The organism is Curtobacterium sp. ZW137, assembly GCF_003762905.1.
Taxonomy (GTDB): Bacteria; Actinomycetota; Actinomycetes; order Actinomycetales; family Microbacteriaceae; genus Curtobacterium.
Genome location: NZ_RJKS01000002.1, coordinates 524,193 through 538,341, shown reverse-complemented (window position 1 = coordinate 538,341; position 14,149 = coordinate 524,193). Strand labels below are relative to the sequence as shown.

The following is a 14,149-nucleotide window of genomic DNA, read 5'->3' as shown; positions in this document are numbered from 1 at the left end:
CGAGACGGCGTGTCTTGTAGCGGAACTCAGTCCCGGAATCTACGTGTCGCCTCTACCCCTCCTGGTCGAGTTTCGCTACGTTCTCTTCATGGGGCACCTCCTCGGGTACGCGCGTGTATCCACCACCGACCAGGACGCGTCATTGCAGGTCGATGCGCTGAACGCTGCCGGCTGCTTCCGCGTATTCGTCGACACCATGTCTGGGTCACTCGAGCACCGACCAGAACTCGACAAGCTCCTCGACCAGATCCGCCCCGGCGACACACTCGTCGTCTGGCGTCTCGACCGACTCGGGCGCTCGATCCGGCACCTCATCGACCAGCTGCACGGCCTCGCGGACCGTGGTGTCGGATTCCGGTCGCTGCAGGAGACCATTGACACCACCTCGCCCGGCGGCCGCCTCGTCTTCCACGTGTTCGCGGCCCTGGCGGAGTTCGAACGGGACCTCATCAAGGAGCGCACCAATGCCGGCCTTGCTGCGGCTCGCGCCCGTGGCCGCACCGGCGGGCGTCCACCGCGGCTGTCCTCTGACCAAGTCCGAACGGCGCGCCGGTTGTACGAGCAGCAGGACATGACCGTCGCGCAGATCGGAGACGTCCTCGGAGTCAGCAGGACGACCATTTACCGCACGCTCGCGAAGCACACCGAGGTCATGACCGCTCGACGCACCAAGCCCTCCCCGTCGATGTAGCGACCGTGGACGCGGACGAGCGGTGGCGAATCCTTCGACTGCATGTCGATGACGCGATTCCGCTTGCCGAGCTCGTCCGCACAACGGGTGTGCCGCGTCGGACCCTGACGCGGTGGCTCGCCCGCTACCGAACAGGCGGCTACGACGCGCTCTCCGACAGTGTTCGCCTGGATCGTGGGGTCAGGCGCACATCGCCGGATCTCGTGGCTCTGGTTGAGGCACTGGCCCTGACCCGGCCACGACCTTCGATCGCCACCATCCACCGGCGCCTGGTCGAGCGCTGCGCTGGCCGCGACGCCGATGCACCGTCGTACTCGACCGTGCAGAACATCGTGCGCGCTCTCGACCCAGGGATGGTGACCCTGGCGCTCGACGGGCCTGCATCGTACCGGGATAAACACGAGCTGCTCCTCCGGCGTCGAGCGGACCAGCCGAACGCGGTCTGGCAGGCCGATCACACGATGCTCGACATCCTGATTGTCGGCCCGGACGGGAGGCCGGCTCGTCCTTGGCTGACCGTCATCCTCGACGACTACTCCCGAGCGGTGTGCGGGTATCTGGTGTTCCTCGGTGCGCCATCGGCGGCGAACACCGCGCTCGCTCTCCGGCAGGCGATCTGGCACAAGGTCCAACCCGATTGGCCCATCTGCGGCATCCCCAACGTGCTCTACGTCGACCACGGGTCCGACTTCACCAGCCACCGACTCAGTGCAACCGCCGGATCACTGCACCTTCGGATCGTGCACTCCGCAGTCGGTCGACCGCAAGGCCGCGGAAAGATTGAGCGGTTCTTTGGCACCGTCAACACGGAACTGCTCACCGGCCTGCCCGGCCACCTGACGACGAAGACGCCCGCTCCGTCACCAGTCCTCGACCTCGCTGGCCTCGATGCGGCTGTCGTGGCGTTCATCGGCCGCTACAACACTCGCATTCACCGGGAAACGAAACAGTCCCCGGTGGACGCATGGATCGCTGGCGGCTGGCTGGCCCGCATGCCCGACTCCCTCGAACAGCTCGACGGATTTCTCCTGACCGTGCCGGCGTCCCGGATCGTGCAACGCGACGGCATCCGCTTCCAGGGCCTTCGCTCCACGTCACCAACACTGGCACCGTTCGTCGGGGCGACAGTGACGATCCGCTACGACCCACGAGACATCACCGAGATCCGCGTGTTCCACCGCAACATCTACCTCTGCACCGCAGTCAACCCGGAACACCAGAGCGAAACCGTCTCCCTCAAACAGATCCAGGCCGCGAGAAACGCGCACCGCCGAGCGCTCCGCGGACAGATCCAAGAACGCATCGCTGTCGTCGAACATCCGCCAGCGCAGGAGCCACCGTCCGAGCCCGTATCTCAGCAGCGCCGACGGAGGCTCCGTACCTACGAGGAGGACCAGTGATGCCCAACCAGTTCGTCGTCACCAAGGAACACCGTCGATTCACGGAGTTCGCCGACGCCGTTCGCAAGCAACAGACCATCGGAATCTGTTTCGGCGCCGCCGGCGTCGGCAAGACGCTCTCGGCCCGCCGCTACGCACACTGGGACCTCATCGGACCCTTCATCAAGCAATGGGGTCCTCGATCCGAAAGCGACCTCAAGGTCTACGCCGCTGCCCACCGAGCGCGCACCGTCTTCTACACGCCGCAGGTCGCTGCTTCCCTGCGGTCCCTTCGCGACCAGCTCGACTACGACCTACGCCACACGAACATCCTCGTCGAGGAACACCTCCGACTCATCGGTCACACCGTCAGCTACCGCCACGGTCAACCACCGTCCCAGCTCGAGCTCGTCATCGTCGACGAAGCGGAACGGCTTACCGCCACCGCGATCGAGTGGCTCCGCGATCAGTACGACCGCACAGGCACAGCGCTGATCTTGATCGGGATGCCCGGCATCGAGAAGCAATTCGCGCACTACCCGCAGCTCTACAGCCGTCTCGGCTTCGCACACCAGTACCGCCCACTCGGCCACGACGAGCTGCTGTTCGTCCTCGAACGCCAGTGGCGAAAGCTCGGCCACACCCTCGACCCTGACGACTTCACCGACGCCCAAGCCGTCGCCGCCATCGAACGGATCACCCGCGGTAACTTCCGCCTCCTTGAACGACTCCTCCCGCAGATCCAACGCGTGCTCCGCATCAACGAACTCGACGTCATCACCAACGACGTCATCGAAGCCGCCCGCAGCACTCTTGTCATTGGCGTCAGCTAACAAGCCAAAGAACGATGCCCGAACCGGGCCATGAGGCGCTGCCGCTCACAACGAGGACCCATGAAGAGAACGTAGCGAAACTCGTTGGACGGGGTAGTAGCGGGACGTAGATTCCGGGACTGGGTTTCGCTACAAGACACGCCGCTGTCGCCGATGTCTCACCGCGACCTCGGCCCGCTGTAGCGGAATCGGAGGTTTTTGATACGTCCGGCAGACAGAGCTCTCCTGACCGAATGAGGGACGGCTTTTTGAGCCGGCGGTTACTTCTGCCCTCGGCGTGCTCGACGCAGGTCTGCGACGATGCGAGCGCGCTCGGGATCCTTGGCCAGCGTGCGGTCGTCGATGACATCGATGACGTGCTGGATCAGTGCGACGACCTGCTTGGGCAGGACGACACTGAGCACGCCACCGACGACGGCGATGACGCCGGTCAGGGCAGCGGTACCACCGGAGGCCGTCAGCATGTCCACCGTGTCGGTGATGGGCATGATGCCTCCTTCGGGGTTGGCCAGATGTGGCCAGAACCCACCCGGCTTCGGGTGGGGGCATGAGGGCGCCGACGCGCAGCGAGGTGCGGCGGCGGATAGCAGGAGCGTCGAGCGCTTCCCACGGATGCCCTACTCAGATCAGGGCATGAAAAAAGCCGGTCCCGAGAGGGCCGGCCAGAGGCAGGGTCGTGCTGTCTTCAGTGTCAGCGTACAGAGCGGATGCGACACCCGGGAGATTCCGGGCAGACGCGTGCCGAGCGGGTCTCACAGTAGCGGAGCGGCCGGGCATGAAAAAAGCCGATCCAGAGGACCGGCTGTGGGCGCGCACTATGAACGCACGACGATGCTGACACATCTGACGGGCATTCGGCAAGAACTTCGTGGACAGTCGCCGCGCTTACCGCGGTCTCCGCCTACTGTCGCTGTCACGGTGGCGGTCAGGTGCCGCGCCGAGGGGGGGGGGGCTTCTAAAGGCGAGCTTCGCCCCCGCCTTCTGCGCTGGCCGGCGCCCCAGGAGAGTGGTGATCTGCACCGCACTCCCTGCGACCAGCTGGGCGGCCGCCGCACGGAAGACCACCTGTTTCGGGTGGCGACCTCGGCGGGCTCGGCGGATGGACTCAGCGGCATGGCCGAATCGAACGATCCCCTGACAGGCGACATCGACGTGCAGCTCGTCACGAACGCGTACATCTACGGGTTCCCCTTGGTGTTCAACCTGCTCCAGGTGCTGCGGTTCACGACGGACGGCATCGGCGCAGTACCGGCCGCTGCGTTCAACACCTTCAGTCACGGACGCACCCTTGCCGGCCCCGATGACACCTTCGTGACGATCAACAACGACACGCTCTACTCGATGGCTCAAGTCGACCTCAGCAGCGGGCCGGTGACGTTGCACGTGCCCGACACGGCAGGGCGGTACTACGTGCTGCAGTTCGTCGATGCCTGGACGAACAACTTCGCCTACGTCGGACACCGCGCCACCGGCACCGCCGCAGGCGACTACCTGCTCGTGCCACCGGACTGGGACGGCGAACCTGACGATGACGACACGGTCATCAGGTTCCCGACCACGGTTGCCTCCATCGTCGGACGGTGGGCAGTCGACGGCGACACCGACCTCCCGACGGTGCACGCGCTCCAAGACGCGACGACGTTGACTCCCCGCACGCCTGATGCTGCACCACACGGGCTGGCCGTTCCCGACCCGGAAGTGCCGGACGCGCTGGCGTTCCTCGAGCGCTTCCGCGTCTGGTCGCAGCAGTTCCCGCCGGCGCCGCGTGACGCCGCAGTGCAACGGTCCTTCGCGGGGCTCGGCGTGAATTCGCCGGCGTCGCCGTACGTTGGTTTGCCCGACGACGCCGTGGCGGCCCTGACGTCCGCACTCGAGGGGGCCTCAGCCCGACTGCGGCAGATCCTCGAGTCCGGCTCCAGCCCGCAGGTGAACGGCTGGAAGATGACGCTGCACGTGTTCGACTACAACCTCGACTTCTTCGAGGTCGGCGCGCTCGACGACGAGCGGTTCCGCATCGAGGATCCGACCGTTCGCTACGCCGAGCGTGCCGGTGCGGCGCTCGGCGGGTTGTGGGGTAACCACGCCTACGAAGCGGCCTACGTGATGACGTTCGTCGACGATCACGGCGACCAGCTCGACGGCACGCACGAGTACACCTTCCGCCTCGCACCACCGCCGCCGGTGGGTGCGTTCTGGTCACTCACGATGTACGGAGTGCCGGACTTCTTCCTCGTCGCGAACCCCATCAACCGCTACTCGATCGGCGACCGCACGCCGGACGTCGCCCAAGACGCCGACGGTGCACTCACGGTCACCATCGCGCACCAGCAGCCCGAGTCGCCCGATGCGAACTGGTTGCCGAGCCCCGCGGGACGATTCCGTCCGGTCCTGCGCATGTACGAGCCAGGTGACGAGGTCCTCGACGGGCGCTGGACCCCGCCCGCAATCGTGCGCACCGAACGGTAAGTCCCGTCGACGTCGCGAGCTACGCGACGAATCTGACAGCTAGAGCTACGACACAGAACAAACCGGCCACAGGCTTTCCTCCCTGAGGGCGTGGCCAAGTCCGCCAGGCCCGCGCGAGGTGCGCGGGGTTCGAGGTGCCGATGAGGACCGACAGCGCCGCTAATGCCGCTGGTGGACTTGGCGGCTCACGGCATCCGTGCGTAGGAGCGGAGAAGCTGCGCCAGACCGAGGGGCGATTCACCCTCATTCTGGGCATGAAAAAAGCCGGCCCCAAGTGGGTCCGGCTGATGAGGCAGTTCTGCTGCGTGGTAGCGCGCGTCGCGGGTGACCGCAACTCCGGAAGGAGATGCACTTCACCCGAGCGTCTCGATGGTACGGCCAGAAGCTGGCATGAAGAAAGCCGACCCAGTGGGGATCGGCTTTTGGGCGCACACGCTCGACGCGGGTTCAGCGTACTGCCGAAACGGACAGGCCTGCAACTACGCGGATCCGAGCGGCTGGCTATCGTCGGGCTCTTCGGGCGGCTGGCTCTTGAAGCGCGAGTCTCGGCGGGCGACAAGTCGTCGTCGGTACTCGGCCAGGAACGGGCCTCTCTGCACGTACACGGTTCCGTTCACCTTGACGGCGAGCACCCCTGCGTCGATGTAGCGGTTGAACGTGCGCGCGGTGATGCCGATGTGGCGGCAAGCGCGTTCCTTGGTCCACCACTCTTCGTCGTCTGGGAGCACGGGGGGTTCCAGTCCTACGCGCCGGCGTCGACCGCGCCGTCATTCACGGGCACCACTGACGGCACCCGTGGCGATGCCATGTCGGGCTACTTCGTCGGGGCGGTGATCAGCCCGGCGAGGGTGTCCAAGGCGCCGGGGACTAGGGAGAAGTACGCCCAGGTGCCGCGCTTCTCGCGGTGGAGGATCCCGGCGTCGACGAGGACCTTGAGATGGTGTGACACGGTCGGCTGGGACAGGCCGAGCGGTTCCTGCAGGTCGCACACGCACGCCTCGGCGCCGTCGTGCGCGGCGACCATCGAGATCAGCCGGAGCCGCGCCGGGTCGGCGATCGCCTTGAGCGACTTCGCCAGGACCTCAGCGGACGCCTGGTCCATCGGCTCGGTGGTGACTGGCGAGCAGCACGCGGTGACGTCCTGGATGGGAAGCAGCTCGATCGTCATGGGCTCATCCTCCCACGGACTTCGACACGCGTCTATATTTGCGTTCATCGATATCGACGTGCTTCGATGTACGCGCCGTCTTTCGGCTCCCGCTCGATCCTTGAAGGACCAGCCTGATGACTCACCTCCTCGCCGTCGGTGGCAGTGACGCCGGCATTGCCGCGGCGCTCCGCGCCCGTGAACTCGACCCGTCGACGGATGTGACGGTGGTGCTCGCGGATGAGTTCCCGAACTTCTCGATCTGCGGTATCCCGTACTGGGTGTCCGGGGATGTCGCCACGGAAGCGTCGCTCGCGCACCGCTCCCGCGCCGACCTCGAGGCCGCCGGTATGACCGTCCGCTCCTCCACGTGGGCTTCCGCCGTCGACGTCGACCGTCGCTTGCTGACCGTCATCGGTCCCGCCGGCGAGGATGAGATCTCCTACGACGAGCTGCTGATCGGCACCGGCGCCGAGCCGGTGCGTCCGGCTGGGGTCCCGTTCGGGGAGCCGGGCATTCACCTGCTGCACTCCATGACTGATGCCGAGCAGGTCGTCGCTGCCCTCGAGCTGCTGCCGGCGGGGAGCCGGGTCGCGGTCGTCGGTGCCGGCTACATCGGCCTGGAGATGACCGAAGGGCTCGTCGCCCGTGGGTTCGACACCACGCTGATCCAGCGCGGCCCGGAAGTGCTCTCCACCCTCGACCCAGAACTCGGCTCCCTTGTCACCGCCGAGGTCCGCCGCCACGGCGCGACCGTCCTGACTGGTTCCACCGTCACCGGGATCACACCAACCGCCGGCGGTGAGTGGCGCGTCGCCACCAGCTCGACGTCCGGTGATGCGGAGGGCACGTTTGCGCTCGTCGTGGTCTGTGTCGGTGTCCGCCCGGTCACGGACCTCGCTGTCGCTGCCGGCGTGCAGCTGGGTCAGGCCGGCGCGATCGTCGTCGACGCGTCCATGCGGACTGGGGTGCCGCATGTGTGGGCTGCGGGTGACTGCGTCGTGACGCACCACCGCCTCCTCGGCACGACCTGGTTGCCGCTCGGTACGACGGCGCACAAGCAGGGTCGCGTCGCCGGGGAGAACATGCTCGGTGGTAGCAAGGTCTTCGCAGGTTCCGTGGGGACGCAGGTGGTGAAGGTGTTCGACCTCGTCGCCGCCCGCACCGGCCTCCGCCAGCACGAGACCGGCCCACTGGACGTGTCGCCGCTGACGCGGGTGACGGTGGCGGATGACCACAAGCGGTACTACCCGGGTGCGGTGCCGCTGACGATCAGCGTCACCGGCGACCAGTCCACGGGCCGGCTCCTCGGTGCGCAGATCGTCGGTCAGCGGACTGCGGAGATCAGCAAGCGGATCGACACGTTCGCCACTGCCCTTTACGCGGAGCTCACCGTGGACGACGTCATCGATCTCGACCTCTCCTACACGCCGCCGCTCGGATCCCCGTGGGACGCCGTGCAGGTCGCCGCGCAGGGCTGGGAACGCGCCGCCGCAGCGGCGAACCAGGCCGGGGTGACCGCCTGATGGTGATGGCTGTGGTCGCGGCGGCGATCTTCGTCGCGACGCTCGTGGTGGTGATCTGGCAGCCCAAGGGCTTCCCGATCGGCTACACCGCGCTCATCGGCGCCGTCGTCGCCCTCGCCACCACTGTCGTTGGCCTCTCCGACGTCCCGACAGTGGTCGGGATCGTGTGGAACGCGACGCTGACGTTCGTCGCGGTGGTGCTGATCTCGTTGATCCTCGACGAGGCCGGGTTCTTCGAGTGGGCGGCCCTCCACGTCGCCCGTTGGGGCCGCGGCAACGGACGGCTGCTGTTCGTCCTCATCGTGGGCCTCGGCGCCGTCATCGCCGCGGTGTTCGCCAACGACGGTGCCGCGTTGATCCTCACCCCGATCGTCGTCGGGATGCTCCGAGCCCTGAACATGCCGCAGAAGGCAGCGCTGGGGTTCATCCTCGCCACCGGGTTCATCGCCGACACCGGCAGTCTGCCGTTTGTGGTGTCGAACCTGGTCAACATCGTCTCCGCCGACTACTTCCACCTCGGCTTCGCCGAGTACGCCGCCGTCATGATCCCCGTCGGCATCGTCTCGGTCCTGGCGTCCCTCGGCATGCTGCTGGCCTACTTCGGCAGGAGCATCCCGAAGCGGTATGACGTCCTCGCCCTCACTAACCCCGCCGCCGCGGTGAAGGACCGAGCGACGTTCCGCGCCGGCTGGGTCGTCCTGGCACTGCTGCTCGTCGGCTACTTCGCCGCCGACCCACTCGGCGTCCCCCTCGCAGCCGTCGCCGGTGTCGGTGCCGTCGTGATCGTGCTCGTTGCCGCCCGGCAGCCTGCATTCCTCTTCGCCCGCACTGCGTCTGCACCGGTCCTCGTTACCACCGGCGGCACCGCCACCGTCCGTGCCGCTGGTGGCGGAGCAGGGGCGCCGTCGGGGCGGGTGATTCCGGTGTGGAAGACGATCCGGGAGGCGCCGTGGCAGATCGTGCTGTTCTCCATCGGCATGTACCTCGTCGTCTACGGCCTCCAGAACCAGGGCCTCACCGACCACCTCGCGACGCTGTTCGACGTGTTCGGTGACCACGGGGTCCTCGTCACCGCGCTCGGCGTCGGGTTCACCATCGCGATCCTCGCGTCCCTGATGAACAACATGCCCACCGTCCTCATCGCCGCTCTCGCCATCAGCGGTGCCGGAGCGACCGGGCTGACGCACGACGTGATGGTCTACGCCAACGTGATCGGCTCCGACCTCGGCCCGAAGATCACCCCCATCGGCTCCCTCGCAACGCTGCTGTGGCTGCACGTGCTGGAGAAGAAGGGCATCCACATCGGGTGGGGGCAGTACTTCCGCACCGGCATCGTCCTCACCATCCCCGTCCTCGCCATCACCCTCGCCGCCCTCGCCGGCTGGCTCACCCTCATCCACTGAACCCGGAAAGACACACACCCATGAGTGACAAGCCCACGATCCTGTTCGTCTGCGTCCACAACGCCGGCCGCTCCCAGATGGCCGCCGGCTACGCCCAGGCCCTCGGCGGCGACCGCGTCGAGGTCCTCTCCGCAGGCAGTGAGCCGAAGGACCAGATCAACCCGATCGCGATCCAAGCGATGGCCGAAGACGGCATCGACATCGCCGGCAACCAGCCGAAGATCCTCACCACCGACGCCGTCCGCGACTCCGACGCCGTCATCACGATGGGCTGCGGCGACGCGTGCCCGATCTTCCCCGGAAAGCGGTACGAGGACTGGGACCTCACCGACCCCGCCGGCCGCGGCATCGACGACGTCCGACCCATCCGCGACGACATCAAGCACCGCGTCCAGACGCTCCTCGCCGAGCTGCTGCCCACCGAAGCAACCGCGTAACCGACAAGGAAGCCGCAGACCATGACGCTCACCCTCACCGTCCCACTCCGCACCGACGCGGACCGCCTCGCCGGGCTCCCCGTTGCCGTCATCGGTGCCGGCCCCGTCGGCCTCGCTGCCGCCGCGCACCTCCTCGAGCAGGGGCTCGACGTCGTCGTCTACGAAGCTGGCCCGACGGTTGGGACCAGCGTCCGCGCCTGGGGGCACACTCGCCTGTTCTCCCCGTGGCAATACGTCATCGACCCTGCCGCTCAGCGTCTCCTGGAAGCCACCGGCTGGGAAACGCCCCGGGCGTCATCGCTGCCCACAGGTCACGACCTTGTCGACACGTACCTGGCACCCCTAGCTGCGACCCCGCAGCTCGCACCGGTGATCCAGTACGGCACCCGCGTGGAAGCCGTGTCACGGCACGGCATGGACCGAACCCGCTCCACCGGCCGCGCCGACACCCCATTCCTGCTCCGCCTCCACACCGCCCACGGGACACACGACGTCACCGCGCGTGCGGTCGTCGACACCTCCGGCACCTACACGTCCCCGAACCCCCTCACCGCCGCTGGGCTTGCACCTGCCGCGGACCTCGGCGACCGGGTCGTCCACGCGCTGCCTGACGTCCTCGGCGCAGACCGGGACCGGTTCGCCGGTCGTCGGGTCCTCGTCGTCGGTGCCGGCCACTCCGCGGCAAACACACTCATCAAGCTCGCCAGCCTCGCCAAGACCGCGCCGGGTACCGACGTGCTCTGGGCGATTCGTAACCCGGGCACCGCCCGGCTCGGAGCGGACGCCGCCGACGGGCTCGCTGCCCGCGGGCAGCTCGGCTCCACCGTCCACGGGCTCGTCGAGTCCGGTCAGGTGCAGCAGATCGCGTCGTTCGAGATCGACGACGTCCGACCCGATGGCGACCAGGTCACCGTCACCGGCCGACGTGCCGGAGAGCCGTTCGAGGTGAGGGTCGACGTGATCGTGAACGCGACCGGGTTCCGACCCGACCTCGACATGCTCCGCGAGATCCGCCTCGGCCTCGACGACATCGTCGAAGCACCACGAGCCCTCGCACCACTGATCGACCCGAACCTGCACTCCTGCGGCTCTGTTCCCCCGCACGGTGTCGCGGAGCTTGCGCACCCTGAGCCGAACTTCTTCATCGCCGGCATGAAGTCCTACGGCCGCGCACCCACGTTCCTGCTCCTCACCGGCTACGAGCAGGTCCGCTCCATCGCCGCCGAACTCGCCGGAGACCACACCGGAGCCCGACAGCTCGAACTCGTCCTCCCCGAAACGGGTGTCTGCTCCACCGACATCGGTGGAAGCTCCTGCTGCACCACCCCGGCCGCCACTGCCACTCCCGCAGCTGAGGACGCTGCCTGCTGCACTCCGCCTGACTCGGCTACCGGCAACACCTCGTGCTGCACCAACTGACCGAACCTGCGTCCATGACCACGAAGCCCACTGTCCTGTTCATCTGCAAGCACAACGCCGGCCGCTCCCAGCTCGGCGCAGCACTCCTCGAACTCGCCGCACCCGACCGGTACACGGCCACCTCCGCCGGCATCAGCCCAGCCGACGAGTTGAACCCCTCGATCGCCGCGACCGTGGACGAGCTCGGCCTCGACATCACCGGACGCATATCCCGGCGCGTGACGCCCGACCTACTCGAACAGGCGGACATCGTCGTCCTTATGAAGCCCGGCCTTGAGCTGCCTGCAGAACCACGCGGCACGGTCCTGGAGTGGTCGTTCCCTGACCCGACCTCCTGGTCGCCAGACGACGTGCGACCGATGCGGGACGCCGTCGCGGAACGCATCGAGCGAGAGCTCCTGCAGCCGTAGCAACCGGCCAACCCGACACGGAGCGAAGTCCGACTCACGACACGGAGCAAAGCTGCTCACACCATAGGTCATCCACGTTTGCAGACTGACGAGGTGCGGTGACGTTCACTCCGTCCCGACAGCCGGTCGTTGGCTGGGCACTTCGCTGACTCGGGGCGGTGAGCCGTTCCGTCCTACGTGGCGCCGGGCAGCTCCGTCGCACATAGGTGGTCCGGAACGAATCTCAGTAAGGGCGCGTCATACGGTCGCATTCCAAGCGTCGGTGCCTGTTCGTACGATCCGTGTCGTGGGTCGTCGTCGTTCGAATCGTTGGGTGCCGCCGCAGCCGTTCTCGCTTGAGGAAGAGGCGCGAGGCGAGGACGTGCGGGAGCTTGAGCAGCCGATGCCGGTGTACGCCTGGTTCCAGCTGCCGGACAGGCTTATTCGCCGAGATGATGCGGTCGCTCGAAGCATGACTCGTGATGCGGTCTGGGTGGAAGCGGGTCGCGGCGAGACGAAGCTGACGGCATGGGTGTTGCGGAGTGCGGTGCGGCATCGAGCCGAGGAGCGGTCGAGCTGATCCGCACTGTCAAACGCTGAATAGCGTGCAGCGACGTCCCACAAGTACTTGCCGCGCCTCGTCGGTGAGCAGGGAGGTCGAACCCTCCGAGGCGACGCTCCACGTGTTTCGCCCCGGTTCAACGACGGCGAAGGGTTGCGCGTCGGCGTAGATGGCGAGGACCGTTCTATCTGGCGCTGTGCGGCCGAGATCGAGAAGCAGCTCACCGCGCCAGGTGGGTACTCGGGCGGTGTAGCTGTATGGACCGTCGGGTGCGTTGTCGGGTAGATCGAACAAGCGGTCAGAGCCTGTCCCCACGAGCACCGCGTGGGCGGCGGAGCGTCCGAGGAGATCGGCGATGTCGAACAGTGCGTCGCTGACGAAGGGGGCGGTTTAGAAAGGCACTCCACCAGTGCGGACGTCCATGGTGCTCCGTGCGGAGGAGGACGAAGCGAGCGTTGTCGCGAGTCTCGCTGACCACGAGGACGCTACCGACGGTCATCTGTGCGAGGAGTTCTGCGGCGCCGGTCAGCGTGAGGGGCTTGGCTGCGGTCTCCGCGTTGAAGCGCGAGTTCTCAAGCGAGTTGTCAGTCACATGGGGAGCTATGCGGCGAAGTCCGATGCCCGTCAAGCGGCCCCTTACGGAGTGTGGCGGATCGCGTTCGCAGGGCGCCCCTGGTCAGGGGGATTCCCGTTTGACGGGTGGGTGGCCGCGGACGCCGGCGATGTTCGGCAGGTGAACGAAGAGCGAGATCCGGTCGGTTGGTGGTTCGCCGCGAACGCGGAACGCTGCCGCGCCGATGCGGTCAAGCTCTGGTGCGAACAGGCGTGCCTTGGCTGCGGAGATGTGGCCGACTTTTCGTGTGGCGTCCCAGACGGCGACGGCGTTGTTGTCATGTCGGTTCCGTGGTTCGCGCACGAGCCAGTACTCGTGCCCGCCGACGGAGTGGCGGTGCCGGTCCGGCACGTAGGCGAAGGTGCCCTTGACTCGGAACCGGGAAGCGGCCAGCGACGTGAGGTCCTCGGCGTCGCTGAAGTCGGGGTGACGCTCCCGACGTTCTTGTGCTGCCGCTTGCAGCGTTGCAGCGGGCGCCCCGGTCGCTACCTTCGGCTTCGCTGGCTGCGAGGTCGTGTCCGGCGGGGTGGATGAAAGCGGAGCCCGTTTCGATTGGTGCCGGAGCGCGCGGACGGCGAAGTACGCGATCACCAATGCGCATAGGACGACGAGCAAGGCAGCCACGATCGAAGCGTACGGACGCTTTCGACTCGGCTGCAATGCCCCACTCGAGGGCACGTCTCCCCGGTTGCCCCAATCGGCTACCCGTCGATCGGTGTCCGCAAGTGTTGATTCAACGCCGCGTCCAGTTCTCGCGGCAGCCACAGGAACCCGGGCGCCTGATTCGGGGCCTCGGGGACCGCATGCAGTGCTGGAACGAGCTGAGTGATGGCGTCGTTGACCGTGACGACCTGCGCCTCGTATACGTCGGCCTGGTACCAGCGCGGCCCGACTCGGGTCCGGGCGCCACCGTCTGGTCGTGCGGTGACGGGCCAGCACGACCACCGCCACTGGTAACCGACTCTGGAGACATCGCCGCAGACGTACACGCGGTCGGCCCAGCCGAGGACTTCGAAGGTGTTGACGCTGCCGAACGTGCCGGCGTCGTCGAGGTCGAAGGTGCGCATGATCGCCGCCCACGGGTTCTGCGGGGTGCGTGCACGGACGATGTCCTTCGCCTGCTGCAGGTTGTTGAGCGGCTCCCATGCTGTGCGGGTGTCGTTGTCGCGGTACCAGAACTCCTCCTCGGCCTCCGCGTCCGGGGCCAGCAGTAGGGAGGGCAGGAGCTCGAGGGCTCCTGACGCTGCCAGCGTGTTGTCGATCCTCATCTCGGTTTGGTGTTGG

The 14,149-nt window shown here is 67.1% G+C and carries 15 protein-coding genes; 10 read left to right on the top strand and 5 right to left on the bottom strand.

The window, feature by feature from the left end:
- Positions 1–88: 88 nt before the first annotated feature.
- Genes EDF55_RS07720 through EDF55_RS07710 form a run of 3 tightly spaced genes read left to right on the top strand, consistent with a single transcriptional unit; the run spans position 89 to position 2,903 of the window.
- A complete protein-coding gene (locus EDF55_RS07720; protein WP_123293853.1) occupies positions 89–691 on the top strand; it encodes a recombinase family protein in 603 nt (200 codons plus the stop codon).
- A 5-nt stretch (positions 692–696) separates the two neighbouring features.
- Positions 697–2,091, top strand: coding sequence for a Mu transposase C-terminal domain-containing protein (locus tag EDF55_RS07715; protein WP_123654330.1), 1,395 nt, complete (start codon positions 697–699; stop codon positions 2,089–2,091).
- The gene (locus tag EDF55_RS07710; protein ID WP_123293741.1) at positions 2,091–2,903 is read left to right on the top strand and encodes an AAA family ATPase; all 813 of its coding nucleotides are present in this window, start codon (positions 2,091–2,093) and stop codon (positions 2,901–2,903) included. The genes EDF55_RS07715 and EDF55_RS07710 overlap by 1 nt, the downstream gene beginning before the upstream one ends.
- A 260-nt stretch (positions 2,904–3,163) precedes the next feature.
- Here EDF55_RS07710 and EDF55_RS07705 read toward each other — a convergent pair whose 3' ends face one another.
- Positions 3,164–3,391: a hypothetical protein gene (locus EDF55_RS07705; RefSeq protein WP_123293742.1), complete on the bottom strand. Its 228-nt coding sequence runs from the start codon at positions 3,389–3,391 to the stop codon at positions 3,164–3,166.
- A 316-nt stretch (positions 3,392–3,707) separates the two neighbouring features.
- Here EDF55_RS07705 and EDF55_RS07700 point away from each other — a divergent pair, with 316 nt between their 5' ends.
- Positions 3,708–5,369: a DUF1254 domain-containing protein gene (locus EDF55_RS07700; protein ID WP_260235856.1), complete on the top strand. Its 1,662-nt coding sequence runs from the start codon at positions 3,708–3,710 to the stop codon at positions 5,367–5,369.
- Between the two features lie 479 nt (positions 5,370–5,848).
- Here EDF55_RS07700 and EDF55_RS07695 read toward each other — a convergent pair whose 3' ends face one another.
- Both EDF55_RS07695 and EDF55_RS07690 read right to left on the bottom strand, forming a co-directional pair.
- Positions 5,849–6,097, bottom strand: coding sequence for a hypothetical protein (locus EDF55_RS07695; RefSeq protein ID WP_123293744.1), 249 nt, complete (start codon positions 6,095–6,097; stop codon positions 5,849–5,851).
- Between the two features lie 86 nt (positions 6,098–6,183).
- Positions 6,184–6,537, bottom strand: a complete 354-nt coding sequence (locus EDF55_RS07690) for a metalloregulator ArsR/SmtB family transcription factor (protein ID WP_123293745.1) — start codon at positions 6,535–6,537, stop codon at positions 6,184–6,186.
- A gap of 116 nt (positions 6,538–6,653) precedes the next feature.
- On the opposite strand from EDF55_RS07690, the gene EDF55_RS07685 reads away from it, so the two are divergent.
- The 6 genes from EDF55_RS07685 to EDF55_RS07660 all read left to right on the top strand — a co-directional run bounded on the left by EDF55_RS07685 (position 6,654) and on the right by EDF55_RS07660 (position 12,270).
- Positions 6,654–8,042 (top strand): FAD-dependent oxidoreductase, encoded by a 1,389-nt coding sequence (locus EDF55_RS07685; RefSeq protein WP_123654329.1) that lies wholly within the window; start codon positions 6,654–6,656, stop codon positions 8,040–8,042.
- Positions 8,043–8,047: 5 nt separating this feature from the next.
- Positions 8,048–9,445 (top strand): arsenic transporter, encoded by a 1,398-nt coding sequence (locus EDF55_RS07680; RefSeq protein ID WP_123293747.1) that lies wholly within the window; start codon positions 8,048–8,050, stop codon positions 9,443–9,445.
- A gap of 20 nt (positions 9,446–9,465) precedes the next feature.
- On the top strand, positions 9,466–9,882 hold the full coding sequence (locus EDF55_RS07675) for an arsenate reductase ArsC (RefSeq protein ID WP_123293748.1): 417 nt from the start codon (positions 9,466–9,468) through the stop codon (positions 9,880–9,882).
- Positions 9,883–9,903: 21 nt separating this feature from the next.
- Entirely contained in the window at positions 9,904–11,301 is a 1,398-nt protein-coding gene (locus tag EDF55_RS07670; RefSeq protein ID WP_123293749.1) for an FAD-dependent oxidoreductase, read from the top strand.
- Positions 11,302–11,315: 14 nt separating this feature from the next.
- The gene (locus EDF55_RS07665) at positions 11,316–11,711 is read left to right on the top strand and encodes a low molecular weight phosphatase family protein (protein ID WP_123654328.1); all 396 of its coding nucleotides are present in this window, start codon (positions 11,316–11,318) and stop codon (positions 11,709–11,711) included.
- A gap of 286 nt (positions 11,712–11,997) precedes the next feature.
- Entirely contained in the window at positions 11,998–12,270 is a 273-nt protein-coding gene (locus tag EDF55_RS07660; RefSeq protein WP_123654327.1) for a hypothetical protein, read from the top strand.
- Positions 12,271–12,928: 658 nt separating this feature from the next.
- On the opposite strand, the gene EDF55_RS18745 is transcribed toward EDF55_RS07660, so the two are convergent.
- Positions 12,929–13,489, bottom strand: coding sequence for an HIRAN domain-containing protein (locus EDF55_RS18745; protein WP_159573340.1), 561 nt, complete (start codon positions 13,487–13,489; stop codon positions 12,929–12,931).
- 77 nt (positions 13,490–13,566) lie between these two features.
- Positions 13,567–14,133, bottom strand: a complete 567-nt coding sequence (locus EDF55_RS18740; RefSeq protein ID WP_159573339.1) for a hypothetical protein — start codon at positions 14,131–14,133, stop codon at positions 13,567–13,569.
- Between the last annotated feature and the right edge of the window lie 16 nt (positions 14,134–14,149).

What these genes read in the sequence shown, in the direction of transcription:
- EDF55_RS07710 (WP_123293741.1), top strand. Translation starts at nt 2,091, where the DNA reads ATGCCCAACCAGTTCGTCGTCACCAAGGAACACCGTCGATTCACGGAG.
- EDF55_RS07690 (WP_123293745.1), bottom strand. Translation starts at nt 6,537, where the DNA reads ATGACGATCGAGCTGCTTCCCATCCAGGACGTCACCGCGTGCTGCTCG.
- EDF55_RS07665 (WP_123654328.1), top strand. Translation starts at nt 11,316, where the DNA reads ATGACCACGAAGCCCACTGTCCTGTTCATCTGCAAGCACAACGCCGGC.
- EDF55_RS07685 (WP_123654329.1), top strand. Translation starts at nt 6,654, where the DNA reads ATGACTCACCTCCTCGCCGTCGGTGGCAGTGACGCCGGCATTGCCGCG.
- EDF55_RS07705 (WP_123293742.1), bottom strand. Translation starts at nt 3,391, where the DNA reads ATGCCCATCACCGACACGGTGGACATGCTGACGGCCTCCGGTGGTACC.
- EDF55_RS18740 (WP_159573339.1), bottom strand. Translation starts at nt 14,133, where the DNA reads ATGAGGATCGACAACACGCTGGCAGCGTCAGGAGCCCTCGAGCTCCTG.
- EDF55_RS07680 (WP_123293747.1), top strand. Translation starts at nt 8,048, where the DNA reads ATGGCTGTGGTCGCGGCGGCGATCTTCGTCGCGACGCTCGTGGTGGTG.
- EDF55_RS07670 (WP_123293749.1), top strand. Translation starts at nt 9,904, where the DNA reads ATGACGCTCACCCTCACCGTCCCACTCCGCACCGACGCGGACCGCCTC.
- EDF55_RS07675 (WP_123293748.1), top strand. Translation starts at nt 9,466, where the DNA reads ATGAGTGACAAGCCCACGATCCTGTTCGTCTGCGTCCACAACGCCGGC.
- EDF55_RS07720 (WP_123293853.1), top strand. Translation starts at nt 89, where the DNA reads ATGGGGCACCTCCTCGGGTACGCGCGTGTATCCACCACCGACCAGGAC.